20 protein-coding genes and 1 other RNA gene are annotated in these 18284 nt (G+C 64.0%); 17 read left to right on the top strand and 4 right to left on the bottom strand.

Annotated elements, in window-relative coordinates; translation table 11 throughout:
- The first annotated feature begins 35 nt into the window (after positions 1-35).
- The 8 genes from nfi (at position 36) to QMX85_RS14395 (ending at position 5832) form a co-directional block, all read left to right on the top strand.
- A complete protein-coding gene (nfi, locus tag QMX85_RS14430) occupies positions 36-758 on the top strand; it encodes a deoxyribonuclease V (protein ID WP_282341964.1) in 723 nt (240 codons plus the stop codon).
- A 266-nt stretch (positions 759-1024) separates the two neighbouring features.
- The gene (gene rplM, locus QMX85_RS14425; RefSeq protein ID WP_090226511.1) at positions 1025-1453 is read left to right on the top strand and encodes a 50S ribosomal protein L13; all 429 of its coding nucleotides are present in this window, start codon (positions 1025-1027) and stop codon (positions 1451-1453) included.
- A gap of 14 nt (positions 1454-1467) precedes the next feature.
- Positions 1468-1860 carry a 30S ribosomal protein S9 gene (gene rpsI, locus QMX85_RS14420; RefSeq protein WP_090226514.1) on the top strand — a complete coding sequence of 131 codons (393 nt, stop codon included), beginning with the start codon at positions 1468-1470 and terminating at the stop codon, positions 1858-1860.
- 253 nt (positions 1861-2113) lie between these two features.
- Complete coding sequence (gene petA / locus QMX85_RS14415; protein WP_273232586.1) at positions 2114-2707, top strand: ubiquinol-cytochrome c reductase iron-sulfur subunit; 594 nt, start codon at positions 2114-2116, stop codon at positions 2705-2707.
- Positions 2707-3918 (top strand): cytochrome bc complex cytochrome b subunit, encoded by a 1212-nt coding sequence (locus tag QMX85_RS14410; RefSeq protein ID WP_273232588.1) that lies wholly within the window; start codon positions 2707-2709, stop codon positions 3916-3918. The genes petA and QMX85_RS14410 overlap by 1 nt, the downstream gene beginning before the upstream one ends.
- On the top strand, positions 3918-4700 hold the full coding sequence (locus QMX85_RS14405) for a cytochrome c1 (RefSeq protein WP_282341958.1): 783 nt from the start codon (positions 3918-3920) through the stop codon (positions 4698-4700). Before QMX85_RS14410 ends, QMX85_RS14405 begins: the two co-directional genes overlap by 1 nt.
- A 91-nt stretch (positions 4701-4791) precedes the next feature.
- Positions 4792-5409, top strand: coding sequence for a glutathione S-transferase N-terminal domain-containing protein (locus QMX85_RS14400; RefSeq protein WP_282341956.1), 618 nt, complete (start codon positions 4792-4794; stop codon positions 5407-5409).
- 15 nt (positions 5410-5424) lie between these two features.
- Positions 5425-5832, top strand: coding sequence for a ClpXP protease specificity-enhancing factor (locus QMX85_RS14395; protein ID WP_090226526.1), 408 nt, complete (start codon positions 5425-5427; stop codon positions 5830-5832).
- 43 nt (positions 5833-5875) lie between these two features.
- On the opposite strand, the gene QMX85_RS14390 is transcribed toward QMX85_RS14395, so the two are convergent.
- Genes QMX85_RS14390 through QMX85_RS14375 form a run of 4 tightly spaced genes read right to left on the bottom strand, consistent with a single transcriptional unit; the run spans position 5876 to position 9256 of the window.
- Positions 5876-6454, bottom strand: coding sequence for a BON domain-containing protein (locus tag QMX85_RS14390; RefSeq protein ID WP_090226527.1), 579 nt, complete (start codon positions 6452-6454; stop codon positions 5876-5878).
- Positions 6451-7044 carry a phosphoheptose isomerase gene (locus tag QMX85_RS14385; protein WP_090226530.1) on the bottom strand — a complete coding sequence of 198 codons (594 nt, stop codon included), beginning with the start codon at positions 7042-7044 and terminating at the stop codon, positions 6451-6453. Before QMX85_RS14385 ends, QMX85_RS14390 begins: the two co-directional genes overlap by 4 nt.
- A 29-nt stretch (positions 7045-7073) precedes the next feature.
- Positions 7074-7448: a YraN family protein gene (locus QMX85_RS14380; RefSeq protein ID WP_282341953.1), complete on the bottom strand. Its 375-nt coding sequence runs from the start codon at positions 7446-7448 to the stop codon at positions 7074-7076.
- On the bottom strand, positions 7445-9256 hold the full coding sequence (locus QMX85_RS14375; RefSeq protein ID WP_282341951.1) for a penicillin-binding protein activator: 1812 nt from the start codon (positions 9254-9256) through the stop codon (positions 7445-7447). Before QMX85_RS14375 ends, QMX85_RS14380 begins: the two co-directional genes overlap by 4 nt.
- A 123-nt stretch (positions 9257-9379) precedes the next feature.
- On the opposite strand from QMX85_RS14375, the gene rsmI reads away from it, so the two are divergent.
- The 9 genes from rsmI (at position 9380) to mraY (ending at position 18277) form a co-directional block, all read left to right on the top strand.
- Positions 9380-10246, top strand: coding sequence for a 16S rRNA (cytidine(1402)-2'-O)-methyltransferase (gene rsmI / locus QMX85_RS14370; RefSeq protein ID WP_282341949.1), 867 nt, complete (start codon positions 9380-9382; stop codon positions 10244-10246).
- 46 nt (positions 10247-10292) lie between these two features.
- Positions 10293-10651: RNase P RNA component class A (gene rnpB, locus QMX85_RS14365), an RNA gene on the top strand.
- Positions 10652-10949: 298 nt separating this feature from the next.
- A complete protein-coding gene (mraZ, locus tag QMX85_RS14360; RefSeq protein WP_090226541.1) occupies positions 10950-11405 on the top strand; it encodes a division/cell wall cluster transcriptional repressor MraZ in 456 nt (151 codons plus the stop codon).
- 5 nt (positions 11406-11410) lie between these two features.
- The gene (gene rsmH / locus QMX85_RS14355; RefSeq protein ID WP_282341947.1) at positions 11411-12352 is read left to right on the top strand and encodes a 16S rRNA (cytosine(1402)-N(4))-methyltransferase RsmH; all 942 of its coding nucleotides are present in this window, start codon (positions 11411-11413) and stop codon (positions 12350-12352) included.
- On the top strand, positions 12349-12642 hold the full coding sequence (ftsL, locus tag QMX85_RS14350) for a cell division protein FtsL (protein ID WP_090226546.1): 294 nt from the start codon (positions 12349-12351) through the stop codon (positions 12640-12642). Before rsmH ends, ftsL begins: the two co-directional genes overlap by 4 nt.
- Positions 12639-14375 (top strand): penicillin-binding protein 2, encoded by a 1737-nt coding sequence (locus QMX85_RS14345; protein WP_282341944.1) that lies wholly within the window; start codon positions 12639-12641, stop codon positions 14373-14375. Before ftsL ends, QMX85_RS14345 begins: the two co-directional genes overlap by 4 nt.
- Positions 14375-15838 carry a UDP-N-acetylmuramoyl-L-alanyl-D-glutamate--2,6-diaminopimelate ligase gene (locus QMX85_RS14340; protein ID WP_282341942.1) on the top strand — a complete coding sequence of 488 codons (1464 nt, stop codon included), beginning with the start codon at positions 14375-14377 and terminating at the stop codon, positions 15836-15838. Before QMX85_RS14345 ends, QMX85_RS14340 begins: the two co-directional genes overlap by 1 nt.
- Entirely contained in the window at positions 15831-17192 is a 1362-nt protein-coding gene (gene murF / locus QMX85_RS14335; RefSeq protein WP_282341940.1) for a UDP-N-acetylmuramoyl-tripeptide--D-alanyl-D-alanine ligase, read from the top strand. The genes QMX85_RS14340 and murF overlap by 8 nt, the downstream gene beginning before the upstream one ends.
- A gap of 2 nt (positions 17193-17194) precedes the next feature.
- On the top strand, positions 17195-18277 hold the full coding sequence (mraY, locus tag QMX85_RS14330) for a phospho-N-acetylmuramoyl-pentapeptide-transferase (RefSeq protein WP_282341938.1): 1083 nt from the start codon (positions 17195-17197) through the stop codon (positions 18275-18277).
- Positions 18278-18284 lie beyond the last annotated feature (7 nt).

Here is an 18284-nt window from a genome sequence, read left to right as displayed (position 1 = left end):
GCGCTCGTCCAATCTGGATCACAGAGGAGAAGTGCATGTCCGAGGTCGTCGCTTCGGCGAATCCAGCGTTCCAGGGCTGGGATGGCAGCGTGGCTAATCCCCGGGCCCTGCAGACCAGGCTCGCCGGGCAGGTTCGTATCGTCGATGACTATCCTCCGCTGCGGGTGATCGCCGGTGTCGACGTCGGTTTCGAGGAGGGCGGCGCCGTCACCCGCGCCGCGGCGGTGCTTCTCGATGCGCAGACGCTTCTACCGCTGGCGCAATCGGTGGCTCGAGTTCCCACCTGCATGCCCTATGTGCCGGGCCTGCTGTCCTTCCGCGAGCTGCCGGCGTTGCTGGTGCTGCTGGAATCGCTGCCGCGGCTGCCGGATCTGATCGTCTGCGACGGCCAAGGGATCGCCCATCCTCGTCGCCTGGGAATCGCCTCGCATCTGGGCGTGGTAACGGGGCTACCGACTATTGGCGTGGCGAAGAACATCCTCTGTGGCGAGCACGGCGAGCTGGCCGTCCAGCGAGGCGCGAAGGTGCCGCTCAAGCATCGGGGAGACATGATCGGTTGGGTCCTGCGCAGCAAGGATGGCGTGCGTCCGCTGATCGTTTCTCCGGGGCATCGGGTCTCCATGCAGTCGGCTGTCGAGTTGGTTCTTGGCTGGGGGCGCGGCTATCGATTGCCGGAGCCGACCCGTCTGGCCGACCGCCTGGCGTCCCGCCGAGGACCGATGCCGGGGGCGGAGTTGCGGACGATGGAGCTGTTCTGAAGGCGGAGCCATTGCGCGAAAACGAAAAATCGGGTTGCTATTTCTGCAGTAATCGGCATAATTCCGCGGCTTTCTCGACGGGGATGCCTAGCTCGTTGGGATTGAAGGTGGGGATGCCTAGCCCGCCGAACCCTTTGCCGTAGCGGACGCGCTGACCCGAGCCCCCGATAGCGTCTGTTTCCGGCCGACCCTGATCTTGTCAGGGCAAGCACTATTAAGTAAGATTCGCCGTCTATTTTTCAGGGCGGCCCCTGAGGCTATAACGAATGAAGACTTTTACTGCGAAACCGGAAACCGTTAAGCGCGACTGGTACGTCGTCGACGCTGCCGGCCAGACCCTGGGTCGTCTGGCCACCGAAATTGCCAGCCGCCTGCGTGGCAAGCACAAGCCCGAATACACTCCGCACGTTGATACCGGCGACTACATCGTCGTGATCAATGCCGAGCAGGTTCGTGTTACCGGTGCCAAAACCACCGACAAAATGTACTACTCGCACTCCGGTTTCCCGGGTGGCATCAAGTCGATCAACTTCGAGAAGCTGATCGCCAAAGCCCCTGAGCGTGTGATCGAGACCGCGGTCAAAGGCATGCTGCCGAAGAACCCGCTGGGTCGCGACATGTATCGCAAGCTGAAGGTGTACAAGGGTGCCGCTCACCCGCACACCGCTCAGCAGCCTCAAGAACTGAAGTTTTAACGGGATAGCTCATTATGTCGGCGACTCAAAATTACGGCACTGGCCGTCGTAAGACCGCTACCGCTCGCGTCTTCCTGCGTCCGGGTACTGGCAACATCTCCATCAACAACCGCAGCCTGGACCAGTTCTTCGGTCGCGAAACCGCCCGCATGGTGGTTCGCCAGCCGCTGGAGCTGACCGAGACCGTCGAGAAGTTCGACATCTACGTCACCGTTCTCGGTGGTGGTGTCAGCGGCCAGGCCGGCGCGATTCGCCACGGCATCACCCGTGCCCTGATGGACTACGACGAGTCCCTTCGTCCTGCCCTGCGCAAAGCTGGCTTCGTTACTCGCGATGCCCGTGAAGTCGAACGTAAGAAGGTCGGTCTGCGTAAAGCGCGTAAGCGTCCGCAGTACTCCAAGCGCTAATTCGCTGGACCTCAAAAAAACGCCCATCTCCTTGCGGATCTGGGCGTTTTTTTATGCGCGGTCGCTTTTGGTGTGACAACTTGACGCATCGTTGGAGTCCCCGTCGCACAAGGCGTTCAGCTGATTTGGGTCAGGTAATTACCTTGTCAGAAAAGGGGCTTTTCTTTACCATCTGGCAACTTTTTGCGCGACCCGAAATTTACCTAGTAGATGCCTGAACCAACAGGCCACAAAGCTGATGGGAGACGACTTAATGAGCAATGACGGCGTGAATGCTGGCCGGCGTCGCTTCCTCGTAGCAGCCACCTCCGTGGTGGGTGCTGCAGGAGCGGCGGGTGCCGCGGTCCCGTTTGTGGGATCGTGGTTCCCAAGCGCCAAGGCCAAGGCCGCAGGCGCACCGGTGAAGGTGAACATCAGCAAGATCGAGCCGGGTCAGCAAATGATTGCTGAGTGGCGCGGCCAGCCGGTTTTCATCGTTCGCCGCACCGAGGAGATTCTGAAGAATCTGGACAAGGTGGCTGCCAACGTGGCGGATCCGGAGTCCAAAGCGTCGGTTCAACCGACCTACGTCGATCCGAAACTGCGTTCGATCAAGCCGGAAATTCTCATTCTCGTGGGGCTCTGCACGCACCTTGGGTGCTCCCCGTCGTATCGTCCGGAAGTCGCTCCCGCCGACCTGGGGGCTGAATGGGTCGGTGGTTACTTCTGCCCATGCCATGGTTCCAAATATGACCTGGCCGGTCGCGTCTACAAATCGCAACCTGCTCCCTTGAACCTGCCGGTACCGCCGCATTCCTACGAATCGGATGCAGTGATCGTCGTCGGTGTGGACCAGGAGAAAGCCTGATGAGCAAATTCATGGAATGGGTCGATGCGCGCTTCCCCGCGACCAAGATGTGGGAAGACCATCTGTCCAAGTACTACGCACCGAAGAACTTCAACTTCTTCTATTTCTTTGGCTCCCTGGCGCTGCTGGTGCTGGTCAACCAGATTCTGACCGGTGTCTGGCTGACCATGAGCTTCACGCCGTCCGCCGAGGAAGCCTTCGCTTCCGTCGAATACATCATGCGCGACGTGGAGTACGGCTGGATCATCCGCTACATGCACTCGACGGGTGCCTCGGCGTTTTTCGTGGTGGTCTACCTGCACATGTTTCGCGGCCTGCTTTATGGTTCGTACCAGAAGCCACGCGAGCTGGTCTGGATCTTCGGCATGATGATCTACCTCGCGCTGATGGCCGAGGCCTTCATGGGCTATCTGCTGCCGTGGGGCCAGATGTCGTACTGGGGCGCGCAGGTGATCATTTCGCTGTTCGGTGCCATCCCAGTGATCGGCGATGACCTGACCCAGTGGATTCGCGGCGACTACCTGATCTCCGGCATCACCCTCAACCGCTTCTTCGCGTTGCACGTGATCGCACTGCCGATCGTTCTTCTCGGTCTGGTTGTGCTGCACATCCTGGCGTTGCACGAAGTCGGGTCGAACAACCCGCAGGGTGTGGACATCAAGAAGAAGAAGGACGAGAACGGCATTCCGCTCGACGGGATTCCCTTCCATCCCTACTACACCGTCAAGGACATCGTTGGCGTAGTGGTCTTCCTTTTCGTGTTCTGCGCGGTGATCTTCTTCTTCCCGGAAATGGGCGGGTATTTCCTCGAGAAGCCCAACTTCGAAGTGGCCAACGCCTTCAAGACGCCCGAGCATATCGCTCCGGTGTGGTACTTCACGCCGTTCTACGCGATTCTCCGCGCCGTTCCGGACAAGCTCATGGGCGTTATCGCCATGGGTGCTGCGATTGCCGTGCTGTTCGTGTTGCCCTGGCTCGACCGTAGCCCGGTCAAGTCGATGATGTACAAGGGTTGGTTGAGCAAAGTGTGGCTGGCAGTTTTCTGCATCGCCTTCGTCATTCTGGGCGTGCTTGGCGTGCTGGCTCCGACTCCGGAGCGCACCTTGGTATCTCGGATCTGTACCGTTCTGTATTTCGCGTACTTCATCCTGATGCCGTTCTATACCAAGCTCGAGAAGACCAAACCGGTTCCGGAAAGGGTGAATGGCTGATGAAAAAGCAACTCGCTGCACTGATTTTTGCAATCCTGCCAGTATTCACCTTCGCCGCTGGTGGTCATGGCGTCCATCTGGACAAGGTCGATGTCGACCTGTCCGACAAGGCTGCCATGCAGGACGGTCTGCGCACGTTCGCCAACTACTGCATGGGCTGCCACAGTGCGCAGTTCCAGCGTTACGAGCGCGTGGCCAAGGATCTCGGCATTCCCGAAGAAGTGATGCTGGAGAACGTGGTGCTCACCGGTGCCAAGATCGGCGACCACATGAAGAACGGCATGCATCCGGCCGACGCCAAGGTCTGGTTCGGTGCCGCGCCGCCGGATCTGACGCTGGTCGCCCGTGTTCGTGGCAACGACTGGCTTTACAGCTACCTGCGGGCTTTCTACGAAGACCCGGCTCGTCCTTGGGGTGTGAACAACAAGGTGTTCCCGAACGTTGGCATGCCTAACGTGCTGGGTAAACTGCAGGGCCGCCAGGTGGTGGGTTGCAAGCAGGTCCAACTGGTCGATGACGGCAAGAAGCAGTTCGATCCGCTCACCGGTACGCCGATTACCCACGAGGCGTGCGACCAGCTCACCGTCCTTCCGAATACCGGTGCCCAAACCGAAGAGCAGTTCGATGAAACGGTCAAGAATCTCGTGACCTTCCTCGCTTACTCGGCCAACCCGGTCAAACTGGAAAGCCAGCGTATCGGCACCTACGTGCTGCTGTATCTTGCCTTCTTCTTCGTGTTCGCCTACCTGCTCAAGCGCGAATACTGGAAAGACGTGCATTGATTCGCTGAGCGATTCATCTGATCCAACGCGCGCGCCCTTATTGGGCGCGCTGTGTTTTCTGCCCTTTTTATTTCAAGCGAGGAGGAGCGCCATGAGCGTAACCAATCGGTTGGCTTGCTATTCCGACCCCGCAGACCATTACTGCCATCGCGTGCGCCTGGTGCTTGCGGAGAAGGGAATAGCGGCGGAGATCATCGAGGTTCAGCCCGGGCGCTGCCCGCCACGCTTGGCTGAAGCCAACCCCTATGGCAGTGTGCCGACTCTGGTCGATCGCGATCTGGCCTTGTACGAGTCTACGGTGGTGATGGAATATCTCGAAGAGCGGTATCCTCATCCGCCTTTGATGCCGGTCTATCCAGTCGCACGGGCCAATACCCGGCTGCTGATTCACCGCATCCAGCGTGACTGGTGCGCGCTGGTGGATCGGATACTCGACACGCGCAGCAAGGAGGCAGAGCGTGCACAGGCGCGCAAGGAACTACGCGAGAGCCTGACCGGCGTTTCGCCGCTGTTTGGCGACAAACCGTACTTCCTCAGCGAGGAGATGAGCCTGGTGGATTGCTGCCTGCTTCCGATTCTCTGGCGTTTGCCCCTGTTGGGTATCGAGCTGCCGCGGCCGGCTAAGCCGCTGCTCGACTACATGGAGCGCCAGTTCGCCCGCGAGGCCTTCAAGGCCAGTCTGTCTGCCGTCGAGCGCGACATGCGCTAACAGCAAGGAGCCTTCATGAACTCCAGTCGTCCCTATTTGATTCGCGCGCTTTACGAGTGGATCGTCGATAACCAATGTACGCCGCATCTGCTGGTGAACGCGGAATTCCCCAAGGTGCAGGTGCCTCCTGGCTACGCGGCTGACGGGCAGATCGTGCTCAACGTATCGCCCAGCGCGGTGCGGCACATGCACATGGACAACGAGGCGGTGAGTTTCGAAGGCCGTTTTGGCGGCGTCGCCCACAGCCTGTTCATTCCGGCGGCGGCCGTTCTGGCGATCTACGCGCGCGAGAACGGACAGGGCATGGTCTTCGATCTGGAGCCCACCAGCGCACCGGGTGAAGAGCCCGCAGACGACGGTGACGGTCCGGACGACGAGCCGCCGCGTCCGAGCGGGCGACCGAGCCTCAAGGTGGTGAAATGAAAAAAGGCGACCCTCGGGTCGCCTTTTTCATGCCTGCACCTTGCTAGTCGATGTACTCGAAGAGTTTGACGATCTTCTGCACGCCGGAAACGCTCTGCACCTTGTTGGTGGCCAGGTTGGCTTCCTGGTGGGTCACCAGGCCCAGCAGGTAGACGATGCCGTTTTCGGTGATCACCTTGATTCGCGAGCCGGGGATCACGCTGTCGGTGAGCATCTGCGTCTTGATCTTGGTGGTGAGCCAGGAGTCGTTGCTGCGGGCCAGGGCGGAAGAGGGCGGGAGCACCTGCAGTTCGTTGTGTACGCGCTTGACGCGCTGCACGGCGGCGGCGGATTGCTCGGCAAGGTTCTTCAGGTCGGCTCGGGGCGTTTGCCCGGCCAGCAGGACGACGCCGTTGTAGCTGGCGACGACAATGTGCGAGTTCTGGTCGAGATCGGGGTTGGCCTTGGCGATGTTCACCGCGGCTTTGGTTTCGATCAGCGAGTCATCGATCTTGCTGCCGATGGTGCGCGTACCGCGATCGTCGTCTATAGGCTTGTCGCGGGTGGCCGTGAGTACGGAGCTGCAACCACTCACGCTCAGGCAGAGGGCGATGGCGAGCAGGGAAAGGCGTTGCCGGATCATTCTTCACTCCCGAACAGTTGACTGTCGATCTGGTCGCACAGGCAGTGGATCACCAGCAGGTGGACCTCCTGAATGCGCGCGGTAACTTTCGCCGGTACGCGAATCTCCACGTCTTCCGGCAGTAGTAGCGAGGCCATACCGCCGCCGTCGCGCCCGGTCAGAGCCACGACCTGCATCTCGCGGTCGTGAGCCGCCTGGATCGCCTGGATGACGTTGGCCGAGTTGCCGCTGGTGGAGATTGCCAGGAGCACGTCGCCGGGCTGACCCAGGGCGCGTATCTGCTTGGAGAAAATCTCGTTGTAGCTGTAATCATTGGCTATTGAGGTGATCGTCGAGGTGTCGGTGGTCAGCGCCACCGCCGGAAGGCTGGGGCGCTCGCGCTCGAAACGGTTGAGCAGTTCCGAGGAGAAGTGCTGGGCGTCACCGGCGGAGCCGCCGTTGCCGCAGGTGAGGATCTTCCCCTCGTTGAGCAGGGCGTGAACCATCGCCTGGCTGGCCTGTTCGATGCTCGGAATCAGAACGTCCATGGCCTGCTGCTTGGTCTCAATGCTGGCCTGGAAGTGCTGGCGAATTCGGGATTGCATGTCCATCGGAAAGTGACCTTCAGTTGGCGGCCGTTTCAGGTATCGAAGGCGTTGCGGACCCAGTTCAGATCCGTAGGGAGATTGCTGCCGGCGCGGATGGCGATCACGTCGAAACGACAGGGATGCCTGCTCCAGCGCGACTCCTTTTGCAGGAAGTGCTCGGCTGCACTGACGAGCTTGGCGCGTTTGCGTGCGTCCACGCTCTCCAGTGCGCCGCCCCAGGCGTCGTAACGCCTGTAGCGCACTTCGACGAATACTACTGTATCGCCGTCGAGCATGACCAGATCGAGCTCTCCGCGGCGGCACGACCAGTTCTGCGCCAGCAGCCGCAGGCCCTGGCGTTGCAGGTGCTGGAGCGCTCTGGCTTCGGCGCTGCGGCCGCTGGCCTGGCGATCGGGACCGTCGCTCAATATGTGTCGTCCGGAAGGCGCTGGACGCGGCCGTCGCGGAATTCTGCCCAGGGCAATTGACGTTCGATGCGCTGCTGTGGATTCAGGTGCAGGCGGCCGGACAGGCCGTCGATGCTGCTTTCCGGCAGCGCCTTCAACTGGCCCAGGTGAGGCGCCAGGCGATAGGCGTCGGCGCCCATCGCGTAGAGCCGGCCCAGGCTGCCGGAGGCTTGCGGCCACTGGCTGCTCACCTGCTGGCGGAGTGCGTTGCCGGTATCGAGCAGCCAAGGTGTTTCGCAGAAGCGGATGCCATTCAGGTCCAGGTACTGCGTCTGATCGTTGTTGCCGGAATAGACGTGGGACGTCGCGTATACCGGGACGTCGCCGGCGTACTGGAATGTCAGTGTCGGCTTGATCTGCTGGGCCTGCTGCGGCGTGGCGGCGAGGAAGATGAAGTCTACGTCGGCGCGGCGCGAGGGCTGCGCCGCCACCTCGACGCCCAGTGCGCTCTGCAGGCGCTTGGCCCGCGCTTCGCTCTGCCGAAGCTGGAACAGGTCGGCGATCTGCTGCGCCAACTGCACCGGCTGGTCGACCCGCTCGGCGGCGATCAGGGTGCCACCCGCGGCCTGCCAGCTCTGGCGGAAGGCATCGAGCACGCGATCACCCCACTCCCCGCGCGGCACCAGTGCCACGGCACGGCGCATGCCGTCCTGCCAGGCGCGACGCGAGACTTCGCGGGCTTCATCCTCGGCGGCGAGGCCGAACTGGAACAGCTGCGGCGGGCCTGCCTGGGCAAGGTCGCTGTAGTTGAGCGCGAGGGTGGTCAGCGGCAGTTGCTGGCGTTCGCCCAGTTGCTTGACCAGCGGCTTCTCCAGCGGGCCGATCACCAGCTGCACGCCATCGGCCTGCGCCTGGCGGTAAAACGCATCCATCGAGGTCAGTTGCGCGCTGTCGTAGAAGGTCACCTGGGGCGGATTCTGCCCAGCCTGCTGGGCTTCGAACTGGGCTGCCAGGAAGCCATCGCGCAGCGCGCGGGCCACGGAGGCCAGTTGGCCTTGCTGGGGCAGCAGCAGGGCGACCTTGGTCAGCGGTTGATCGGCCAGTTGCTGCAGCTTGACCAGCGCCTCGGGCAGGTGCTGAGCCGCCGGGTGCTGTGGATGCTGGGCTTGCCAGGCACTGATCGCCGCCTTCTGCTGTTGCAGCGTGCCGGCCGGCTTGGTGGCGCGGACCAATGCCAGCCAGCCGTCGAGATCGGCGTCGGCGGTCGGTTGCAGTTGGTCGTCCGGCAGGCTGGAGACCATTGTCCAGATCGCCTCATGGTTGTCGCTGGCTTGTTGTCCCGACAATAGAGGGGCGATGAACACGCGCTCGCGCGCCGCAGCGAGGACCTGACCATCGGCCTGCAGCGCCTGGGCACGGACCATCTGGGTGCGGGTCTGTTGCTCAACCGGAAGCTCGCCCAGGCGTTGCAGGCTCGGATGCTCGAGGGCTTTGAGCGCCGACTTCGGCTGGCCGCGCGCCAAGGAGAGCTCGGCCGCCAGGGTGCTGGCGTAGATCTGCTGCGCCGGTTTGAGGTTCTCCAACGAAACCTGATCGAGGATCTGTGCGGCGCGCTCGGGGTTGTTCTGTCGGTACGCCAGGTCGGCTGCCGACAGTCTCAGCGAAGCAGCTTCTTCCGGCTTGGCGGAGCCTGCCTGCTGAAGGAGCTGTTCGATGCTGGCCTGCGGTGTGCGTGGCAACTCGCCGAGGTTGGAGGTGGGCTGGCTGGCGCAGGCGGCCAGAAGGGCGGCGATGCAGAGTGCTGAGAGCGGACGCAGGCAGGCAATCATGTAAGCGTTTCCGTTGCTCGTACGAGAGAGGGGCGAATTGTACCCAAGGGCTCCCGGTGGTGCGATGTCGGGTGCCTGAAACGGGCTACAATGCGCGCTTTTGCGCCAATGGCGAGGTGTGTTGTGACAACTTCCGCTGCCCGGGATTCCCAGTTCGGTACGCTCTATGTGGTCGCCACGCCGATCGGCAATCTGGATGACATCAGCGCCCGTGCGTTGGACATCCTGCGTGACGTTGCGCTGATCGCGGCCGAGGACACTCGGCATTCCGCGCGGCTGATGCAACACTTCGGCATCTCCACACCGCTGGCGGCCTGCCACGAGCACAACGAGCGCGAGCATGGGGGGCGCTTCCTCACGCGTTTGCAGGCCGGTGAGGATGTCGCGTTGATCTCCGACGCCGGAACGCCGCTGATTTCCGATCCGGGATTCCACCTGGTGCGCCAGGTGCGTGCGGCGGGAATTGCCGTGGTGCCGGTGCCGGGCGCCTGCGCGCTGATTGCCGGACTGTCCGCGGCGGGACTGCCGTCGGATCGCTTCATCTTCGAGGGTTTCCTGCCGGCCAAAGGGGCCGCCCGGCGCGCGCGCCTTGAGCAGGTCAAGGAAGAGTCGCGCACGCTGATCTTCTACGAGGCGCCGCACCGCATTCTCGAGTGTGTCGAGGACATGCGGGCGGTGTTCGGCGACGAGCGCCAGGCCGTGCTGGCGCGAGAGTTGACCAAGACCTTCGAGACCATCAGGGGGCTGCCGCTGGTCGAATTGCACGAGTGGATCGCGGCGGACAGCAACCAGCAGCGCGGCGAGTGCGTGGTGCTGGTTTCCGGATGGCAAGCGCCGGAAGGTGAGGACGCGGTGAGCGCGGAAGCCTTGCGGGTGCTCGATCTCCTGCTTGGCGAGCTGCCGCTCAAGCGGGCCGCGGCGCTGGCGGCGGAGATCACGGGCGTGCGCAAGAACCTGCTTTACCAGGTCGCGCTCGAGCGCCAGAAGTAAAACTGGGCTTGTTCGTTATCCGGCCTGCAGATACCCTTGCCGGCGGAGAGTCGATCGGACAGTCGCTGTTCCATATTGTTCCGCAATATGGGAGGGAGGAAAGTCCGGGCTCCATAGGGCGGAGTGCCAGGTAACTCCTGGGAGGCGTGAGCCTACGGAAAGTGCCACAGAAAATAACCGCCTAAGCGCTTCGGCGCCGGTAAGGGTGAAAAGGTGCGGTAAGAGCGCACCGCACGGCTGGCAACAGTCCGTGGCTAGGTAAACCCCACTCGGAGCAAGACCAAATAGGGTTCCATTGGCGTGGCCCGCGCTGGAACCGGGTAGGTTGCTAAAGGCGTGCAGCGATGTACGTCGTAGAGGAATGACTGTCCTCGACAGAACCCGGCTTACAGATCGACTCTCCACCTCTTTTTCTGCCGTATTCCCCGCCTGTCAGATCGCCGCAAGAGCCCACTCTTAATAAATCACTTTAAGTTTGAAGTTCAGGTTCTTGCGCGTATTCGCTATTTAAGCCTTATCCCTCTTCCGGGCTCGTCCCAACTCCGACTTCTTATCTCTAAATCACCGACACATAAGGGTTTTTTACCTCTTTGCGTGCCTTGACGGTGGGGTGCGTGCATTTCTATAGTGTGCGGAAGTGGTACGAAGTGGCACGAAGTGGGTTATTTGGGCACGGAAAGCTAATTATTGGGGAAGCGCAACCTTGTTCCGCGGAGCTAACGCCATCAGTCTCGACGCCAAAGGGCGACTCGCGATGCCGAGCCGGTATCGTGACGAGCTCGTTTCGCGTTGCTCTGGCCAGCTCATCGTGACCATCGACGCCGTGGACCCCTGCCTCTGTGTCTACCCCCTTCCCGAATGGGAACTGATCGAAACCAAGCTGCGTGAGCTGCCTTCCCTGCGTGAAGAGAACCGTCGCCTGCAGCGCCTGCTGATTGGTAACGCGGTGGATCTCGAGCTCGATGGCAGCGGTCGCTTCCTGGTTCCGCCGCGTCTGCGCGAGTACGCCAAGCTGGACAAGCGCGCGATGCTGGTGGGTCAACTGAACAAATTCCAGCTGTGGGATGAGGACGCCTGGAACGCGGTTTCCGACGCCGATCTCGCCGCTCTCAAACAACCCGGCGCGCTGCCGGACGAACTGCGTGACCTGATCCTGTGAGCCTGATGACCAGCGACTTTCGCCATATCACCGTACTGCTGCACGAGGCCGTCGACAGCCTCGATGTCCGCGTGGGTGGCTGCTATATCGATGGCACCTTTGGGCGTGGCGGACACAGCCGGCTGATCCTGGAAAAACTCGACTCGAGCGGGCGTCTACTGGGCTTCGATAAGGACCCACTGGCGATCGCCACGGGACAAACGCTAGCGGCCGAAGACGGCCGCTTCGTCGTTGTACAACGCAGCTTTGCCGAAATGGGCGATGAGGTCCGGGCTCGCGGGCTGGACGGCAAGGTCGCCGGCATCCTGCTGGACCTCGGGGTTTCCTCGCCACAACTGGACGACCCGGAGCGTGGTTTCAGCTTTCTGAACGACGGTCCGCTGGACATGCGCATGGACCCGAGCCGCGGCATCAGTGCGGCCCAGTTCATCGCCACCGCCAGCGACGAAGAAATCGCCCGCGTGTTCAAGGACTACGGCGAGGAGCGCTTCGCCAAGCGCATGGCGCGCGCCGTCGTGCAGCGTCGCGAACAGACGCCGTTCACCCGTACCGGGGACCTGGCTGCCGTGCTGACCGAGGCCAACCCAGCCTGGGAGAAGGGCAAGAACCCGGCGACCCGTGCCTTCCAGGGCCTGCGCATCCATATCAACAACGAGCTCGGCGATCTCGAGCGCGGCCTCGACGCAGCGCTGGAAGCCCTCGAAGTCGGCGGCAAGCTGGTGGTGATCAGCTTCCATTCGCTCGAGGACCGCATCGTCAAGCAGTTCATGCGCAAGCACGCCAAGGGCGAAGCGGACAAGCTACCGCGCGACCTGCCGATCATTCCAAAGGCCTTCGAGCCGCGCCTGAAGCTGCTCGGCAAGCCGCAGTACGCTTCCGACGCCGAGACCAAGGCCAACCCGCGCTCCCGCAGCGCGGTGATGCGCGTCGCGGAGAAACTGCGATGAGCCGTTCGTTCTCCAAGCCGTTGCCGACCGGCAGCCTGCTGATGCTGATTCTGTTCATCGGCGTGCTGGTGTCGGCGATCGCGGTGTCCTACAGCGCGCACTGGAATCGCCTGCTGCTCAATTCGCTCTATGCCGAACTCAGCGTTCGCGACAAGGCGCAGGCCGAGTGGGGCCGCCTGATCCTCGAGCAAAGCACCTGGACGGCGCACAACCGTATCGAAACCCTGGCCACCGAACAGCTCAAAATGCGCGTTCCGCAGGCCGCTGAAATCCGTCTGGTGGCGCCATGACCGGCCTCGAAGGCGCGCTCTATCCCTGGCGTTTCCGCCTGGTGCTGGCGCTGCTCGGCCTGATGGTGGCGGCCATCGTCTGGCGCATCGTCGACCTGCACGTGTTCGACCACGACTTCCTCCAGGGGCAGGGCGACGCGCGCAGCGTTCGTACCATGCCGATCCCGGCGCACCGCGGGCTGGTCACCGACCGCAACGGCGAGCCGCTGGCGGTCAGTACGCCAGTAACCACGCTGTGGGCCAACGGCAAGGAACTGCAGGCCGCGCGTGACCAGTGGCCGGCCCTCGCCGCGGCACTCGGCCAGGAGCCGAAGGCGTTCAGCGAGCGCCTGGCGCAGAGTGCCGACCGCGAATTCATGTACCTGGTGCGTGGCCTGACGCCCGAGCAGGGGCAGAGCGTGCTCGACCTCAAGGTGCCGGGCGTCTACTCCATCGAAGAATTCCGCCGCTTCTATCCGGCGGGCGAAGTCACCGCCCACGTGGTCGGCTTCACCGACGTGGATGATCGCGGTCGCGAGGGTGTCGAACTGTCCTTCGATCAATGGCTGGCCGGCGTGCCGGGCAAGCGCCAGGTGCTCAAGGACCGCCGCGGCCACCTGATCCGCGATCTGCAAGTTACCCGCAACGCCAAGGCCGGCAAGGCGCTGTCGTTGTCCATCGACCTGCGTCTGCAGTACCTGGCGCACCGCGAGCTGCGCAATGCGCTGGTCGAGTTCGGCGCCAAGGCCGGCAGCCTGGTGATGGTCGACGTGAAGACCGGCGAAATCCTGGCCATGGTCAACCAGCCCACCTACAACCCGAACAACCGCCGCAACCTGCAGCCGGCCGCCATGCGCAACCGGGCGATGATCGACGTGTTCGAGCCCGGCTCGACGATGAAGCCGCTGTCGATGAGCGCCGCGCTGCAGAGCGGTCGCTGGAAACCCAGCGACACCGTCGACGTCTGGCCGGGATCGCTGCAGATCGGCCGCTACACCATCAAGGACGTGTCGAAGACCGAGGGCCGCACCCTCGACCTGACCGGCATCCTGATCAACTCCAGCAACGTCGGCATGAGCAAGGTCGCCTTCGACATCGGCGGCGAAGCCATCCACGACATGATGCAGAAAGTCGGCTTCGGCCAGGACACCGGCCTCGGGTTCCCCGGCGAGCGCGTCGGCAACCTGCCCAGCCATCGCGAGTGGAAACAGGCCGAGACCGCCACCCTCTCATATGGTTACGGTTTGTCCGTGACGGCGATTCAACTGGTCCACGCCTACGCCACGCTGGCCAACAACGGCCGCATCGTGCCGCTCTCGCTGGCCCGCGTCGACCGCACGCCGGACAGCGCCCAGGTAATCCCCGAGGACGTCGCCAAGACCATGCAGGGCATGCTCCAGCAGGTCATCGAGGCGCCCCGCGGCGTCTATCGCGCGCAGGTGCCGGGCTACCACGTCGCCGGCAAGAGCGGTACCGCGCGCAAGGCCTCGGTCGGCACCAAGGGCTACACCGAGAACGCCTACCGCTCGCTGTTCGCCGGCTTCGGCCCGATGAGCAACCCGCGCATCGCCATGGCCATCGTCATCGACGAACCGAGCAAGAGCGGCTACTTCGGTGGCCTGGTCTCCGCGCCCGTGTTCAGCCGGGTGATGTCCGGCGCGCTGCGTCTGATGAACATCGCTCCGGACAACCTGCCGCCGCCCGCCGAGGTGCAGGCTGCCGATGCGAAGACCGTCCAGGGAGGTCGCGGCTGATGACCATGCCCCTGAACAAGCTGCTGCCCGAAAGCGGCCATCCCGCGATGATCCGCGAGCTGACCCTGGACAGCCGCACCGTGCGCGCCGGCGACCTGTTCCTCGCCGTGCCAGGCCTGAGCCAGGACGGTCGCATCCATATCGCCGACGCCATCGCCCGTGGGGCCGCTGCCGTCGCTTACGAAAGCGAAGGCGCGCCGGCACTGCCCGAGGGCGATGCGGTGCTGTTGCCGGTGAGGAACCTTTCCGCACAGCTCTCGGCCATCGCCGGGCGGTTCTACGGCGAGCCGAGCCGCGCGATGCGCCTGATCGGTGTCACCGGAACCAACGGCAAGACCAGCGTCAGCCAGTTGATCGCCCAGGCGCTGGATCGTCTCGGCGAGCGTTGCGGCATCGTCGGGACCCTCGGCAATGGGTTCCACCACGCCCTGGAAAGCGGTCGCCACACCACGCCCGATCCGGTTTCGGTACAGGCCACCCTGGCCAACCTGAAGCAGGCCGGCGCTCGCGCGGTGGCGATGGAAGTGTCCTCGCACGGGCTGGACCAGGGCCGCGTGGCCGCGCTGGCCTTCGACATCGCGGTGTTCACCAACCTGTCCCGCGATCACCTCGACTACCACGGCACCATGCAGGCCTACGGCGCCGCCAAGGCGCGCCTGTTCGCCTGGCCGGGTCTGCGCTGCCGGGTGCTGAATCTGGACGACGCCTTCGGCCGCGAGCTGGCCGCGCAACCTGGCGAATCGCGCCTGATCGGCTACAGCCTGGACGATGCGTCCGCCTACCTTTATTGCCGCCAGGCGCGTTTCAGCGACGAAGGCGTGCGCGCCGAGCTGGTGACGCCGCACGGCGAAGGCCTGCTGCGCAGCTCGCTGCTTGGCCGTTTCAACCTGAGCAACCTGCTCGCCGTGGTCGGCGCGCTGCTCGGCATGGATTACCCGCTGGACGAAATCCTCGCGGTGATGCCGCATCTGCAAGGTCCGGTAGGGCGCATGCAGCGCCTGGGTGGAGGCTCGCAGCCGCTGCTGGTGGTGGACTACGCGCACACGCCGGATGCGCTGGAAAAAGTGCTCGAAGCGCTGCGCCCGCATGTACAGGGCGAGCTGCTCTGCCTGTTCGGCTGCGGGGGCGATCGCGACCGCGGCAAGCGCCCGCTGATGGCGTCGATCGCCGAGCGCCTGGCCGATCGCGTGGTGGTCACCGACGACAACCCGCGCAACGAAAACCCGGCGGCGATCCTCGACGACATCCGTGCCGGTTTCAGCGCGGCGGATGACGCCGAATTCGTCGAAGGCCGCGGCGCCGCCATCGCTCGTCTGGTCGCCGGCGCCAAGCCGGGCGACGTGGTGCTGCTGGCCGGCAAGGGCCATGAGGATTACCAGGAGATCGCCGGCGTGCGCCAGCCGTTCTCCGACTTGCAGGAAGCCGCCGCTGCGCTGGCCGCCTGGGAGCAGAACCATGCTTAAGCCGCTTTTCCTGAGCGAAGTCGCCGCTGCGCTGAACGCCCGGCTCATCGGCGACGACGTCAGTTTCGCCGCCGTCAGCAGCGACAGCCGCGCGATCCAGCCGGGGCAACTGTTCATCGCCCTGGTCGGACCGAATTTCGACGGCCACGATTACCTCGCCGAAGTTGCCGTCAAAGGCGCGGTCGCCGCCCTCGTGCAGCGCGAAGTGGCCGACGCGCCGCTGCCGCAACTGCTGGTGGCGGATACCCGGCTGGCGCTCGGTTGCCTCGGTGCGCTCAACCGCGATGCCTTCGGCGGCCAGGTCGCGGCAGTCACGGGTTCCAGCGGCAAGACCAGCGTCAAGGAGCTGCTCGCCGCGATCCTTCGCGTGCAGGGGCCGACCCTGGCCACCCGCGGCAACCTGAACAACGACCTCGGCGCGCCGCTGACGCTGCTCGAGTTGGGCGCGGAACACCAGGCGGCAGTGATCGAACTTGGCGCCTCGCGGCTGGGCGAAATCGCCTACACCGTCGGCCTGACCCGCCCGAGCGTGGCGATCATCAACAATGCCGGGCTGGCCCATGTCGGCGAGTTCGGCGGTCCGGACAAGATCGTCGAAGCCAAGGGCGAGATCCTCGAAGGGCTGCCGGCGGACGGTATCGCCGTACTCAACCGCGACGACAAGGCGTTCGCCATCTGGACGGCGCGCGCCGCCGGACGCCGCGTCATCAGCTTCGCACTGAACGACGCCGGCGCCGACTTCCATGCCGACGCGCTGTCGCGCGATGCGCGCGGTTGCCCGGCGTTCACGTTGCGCGGGCCGGCCGGCTCCGCGCGCGTGCAGCTCAACCTGCTCGGCCGGCACAATGTCGCCAACGCCCTGGCCGCCGCCGCCGCCGCGCACGCCCTGGAGATTCCGCTGACGTCGATCGTCGCCGGCCTGCAGAGCGTGCAGCCGGTCAAGGGGCGCGCCGTGGCGCAGTTGGCACCGAACGGCGTGCGCGTGATCGACGACACCTACAACGCCAACCCGGCGTCGATGTTCGCCGCCATCGACATCCTCGCCGGTTTCGCCGGGCGCAAGGTGCTGGCGCTGGGCGACATCGGCGAATTGGGCCAGTGGGCCGAGCAGGGCCACCGCGACGTCGGTGCCTATGCCGCCGGCAAGGCCGACGCCCTCTATGCGGTCGGCCCGAACATGGCCCACGCCGTCGCCGCGTTCGGCACCGCGGGCCGGCATTTCCCCGATCAGGCCAGCCTGATCGAAGCGATCCGCGCCGAGCAGGCCGCGGACACCACCATTCTCATCAAGGGTTCGCGTAGCGCGGCGATGGAAAACGTCGTCCAGGCCCTGTGCGCGACGGAGGCACACTGATCATGCTGCTGCTGCTGGCGGAGTACCTGCAACAGTTCTACAAGGGATTCGCGGTATTCCAGTACCTGACCCTGCGCGGCATCCTGGGCGTGCTCACCGCGCTGTCGCTGGCGCTGTGCCTGGGGCCGTGGATGATCCGCACCCTGCAACTGCGTCAGATCGGCCAGGCGGTGCGCAACGACGGGCCGCAGTCGCACCTGTCGAAGAAGGGCACGCCGACCATGGGCGGTGCGCTGATCCTCTCGGCCATCACCATCAGCACGCTGCTCTGGGCCGACCTGTCGAACCGCTACGTGTGGACCGTGTTGCTGGTGACGCTGGCGTTCGGCGCCATTGGCTGGGTCGACGACTACCGCAAGGTGATCGAGAAGAATTCGCGCGGGCTGCCGAGCCGCTGGAAGTATTTCTGGCAGTCGGTTTTCGGCCTGAGCGCGGCGATCTTCCTTTTCCTCACCGCCAAGGCCCCCGTGGAAACCACGCTGATCCTGCCGATGGTGAAGAGCGTCGGCATTCCGCTGGGCGCCGGTTTCGTCGTGCTGACCTATTTCGTCATCGTCGGCTCGAGCAACGCGGTCAACCTCACCGACGGCCTCGACGGTCTGGCGATCATGCCCACCGTGATGGTCGGCGGCGCGCTTGGCATCTTCTGCTACCTGTCGGGCAACACGAACTTTTCCGAGTACCTGCTGATTCCCTACGTCGCCGGCGCTGGTGAGCTGATCATCTTCTGCGGCGCGCTGATCGGCGCCGGCCTTGGTTTCCTCTGGTTCAACACCTACCCGGCGCAGGTCTTCATGGGCGACGTCGGCGCGCTGGCGCTGGGCGCGGCGCTCGGCACCATCGCCGTGATCGTCCGCCAGGAAGTGGTGCTGTTCGTCATGGGCGGGGTGTTCGTCATGGAAACCCTGTCGGTGATCATCCAGGTCGCCTCCTTCAAATTGACCGGCAAGCGCGTGTTCCGCATGGCGCCCATCCACCACCACTTCGAACTCAAGGGCTGGCCCGAACCGCGCGTGATCGTGCGCTTCTGGATCATCACCGTGATCCTGGTGCTGGTTGGCCTCGCCACCCTGAAGCTGCGTTGAGGAACGA

Source organism: Pseudomonas sp. PS02288, assembly GCF_029959715.1.
Taxonomy (GTDB): domain Bacteria; phylum Pseudomonadota; class Gammaproteobacteria; order Pseudomonadales; family Pseudomonadaceae; genus Pseudomonas_O; species Pseudomonas_O kuykendallii.
The sequence above is the reverse complement of the archived record's forward strand: the minus strand, read 5'-3'. Positions and strand labels throughout refer to the sequence as shown.

Coding starts and splice junctions, on each gene's coding strand:
- rpsI (WP_090226514.1), top strand. CDS start 1,468: ATGTCGGCGACTCAAAATTACGGCACTGGCCGTCGTAAGACCGCTACC.
- rsmH (WP_282341947.1), top strand. CDS start 11,411: ATGACCAGCGACTTTCGCCATATCACCGTACTGCTGCACGAGGCCGTC.
- QMX85_RS14345 (WP_282341944.1), top strand. CDS start 12,639: ATGACCGGCCTCGAAGGCGCGCTCTATCCCTGGCGTTTCCGCCTGGTG.
- ftsL (WP_090226546.1), top strand. CDS start 12,349: ATGAGCCGTTCGTTCTCCAAGCCGTTGCCGACCGGCAGCCTGCTGATG.
- QMX85_RS14410 (WP_273232588.1), top strand. CDS start 2,707: ATGAGCAAATTCATGGAATGGGTCGATGCGCGCTTCCCCGCGACCAAG.
- QMX85_RS14375 (WP_282341951.1), bottom strand. CDS start 9,256: ATGATTGCCTGCCTGCGTCCGCTCTCAGCACTCTGCATCGCCGCCCTT.
- petA (WP_273232586.1), top strand. CDS start 2,114: ATGAGCAATGACGGCGTGAATGCTGGCCGGCGTCGCTTCCTCGTAGCA.
- QMX85_RS14395 (WP_090226526.1), top strand. CDS start 5,425: ATGAACTCCAGTCGTCCCTATTTGATTCGCGCGCTTTACGAGTGGATC.
- mraY (WP_282341938.1), top strand. CDS start 17,195: ATGCTGCTGCTGCTGGCGGAGTACCTGCAACAGTTCTACAAGGGATTC.
- QMX85_RS14340 (WP_282341942.1), top strand. CDS start 14,375: ATGACCATGCCCCTGAACAAGCTGCTGCCCGAAAGCGGCCATCCCGCG.
- QMX85_RS14400 (WP_282341956.1), top strand. CDS start 4,792: ATGAGCGTAACCAATCGGTTGGCTTGCTATTCCGACCCCGCAGACCAT.
- QMX85_RS14385 (WP_090226530.1), bottom strand. CDS start 7,044: ATGGACATGCAATCCCGAATTCGCCAGCACTTCCAGGCCAGCATTGAG.
- nfi (WP_282341964.1), top strand. CDS start 36: ATGTCCGAGGTCGTCGCTTCGGCGAATCCAGCGTTCCAGGGCTGGGAT.
- QMX85_RS14405 (WP_282341958.1), top strand. CDS start 3,918: ATGAAAAAGCAACTCGCTGCACTGATTTTTGCAATCCTGCCAGTATTC.
- rplM (WP_090226511.1), top strand. CDS start 1,025: ATGAAGACTTTTACTGCGAAACCGGAAACCGTTAAGCGCGACTGGTAC.
- QMX85_RS14390 (WP_090226527.1), bottom strand. CDS start 6,454: ATGATCCGGCAACGCCTTTCCCTGCTCGCCATCGCCCTCTGCCTGAGC.
- murF (WP_282341940.1), top strand. CDS start 15,831: ATGCTTAAGCCGCTTTTCCTGAGCGAAGTCGCCGCTGCGCTGAACGCC.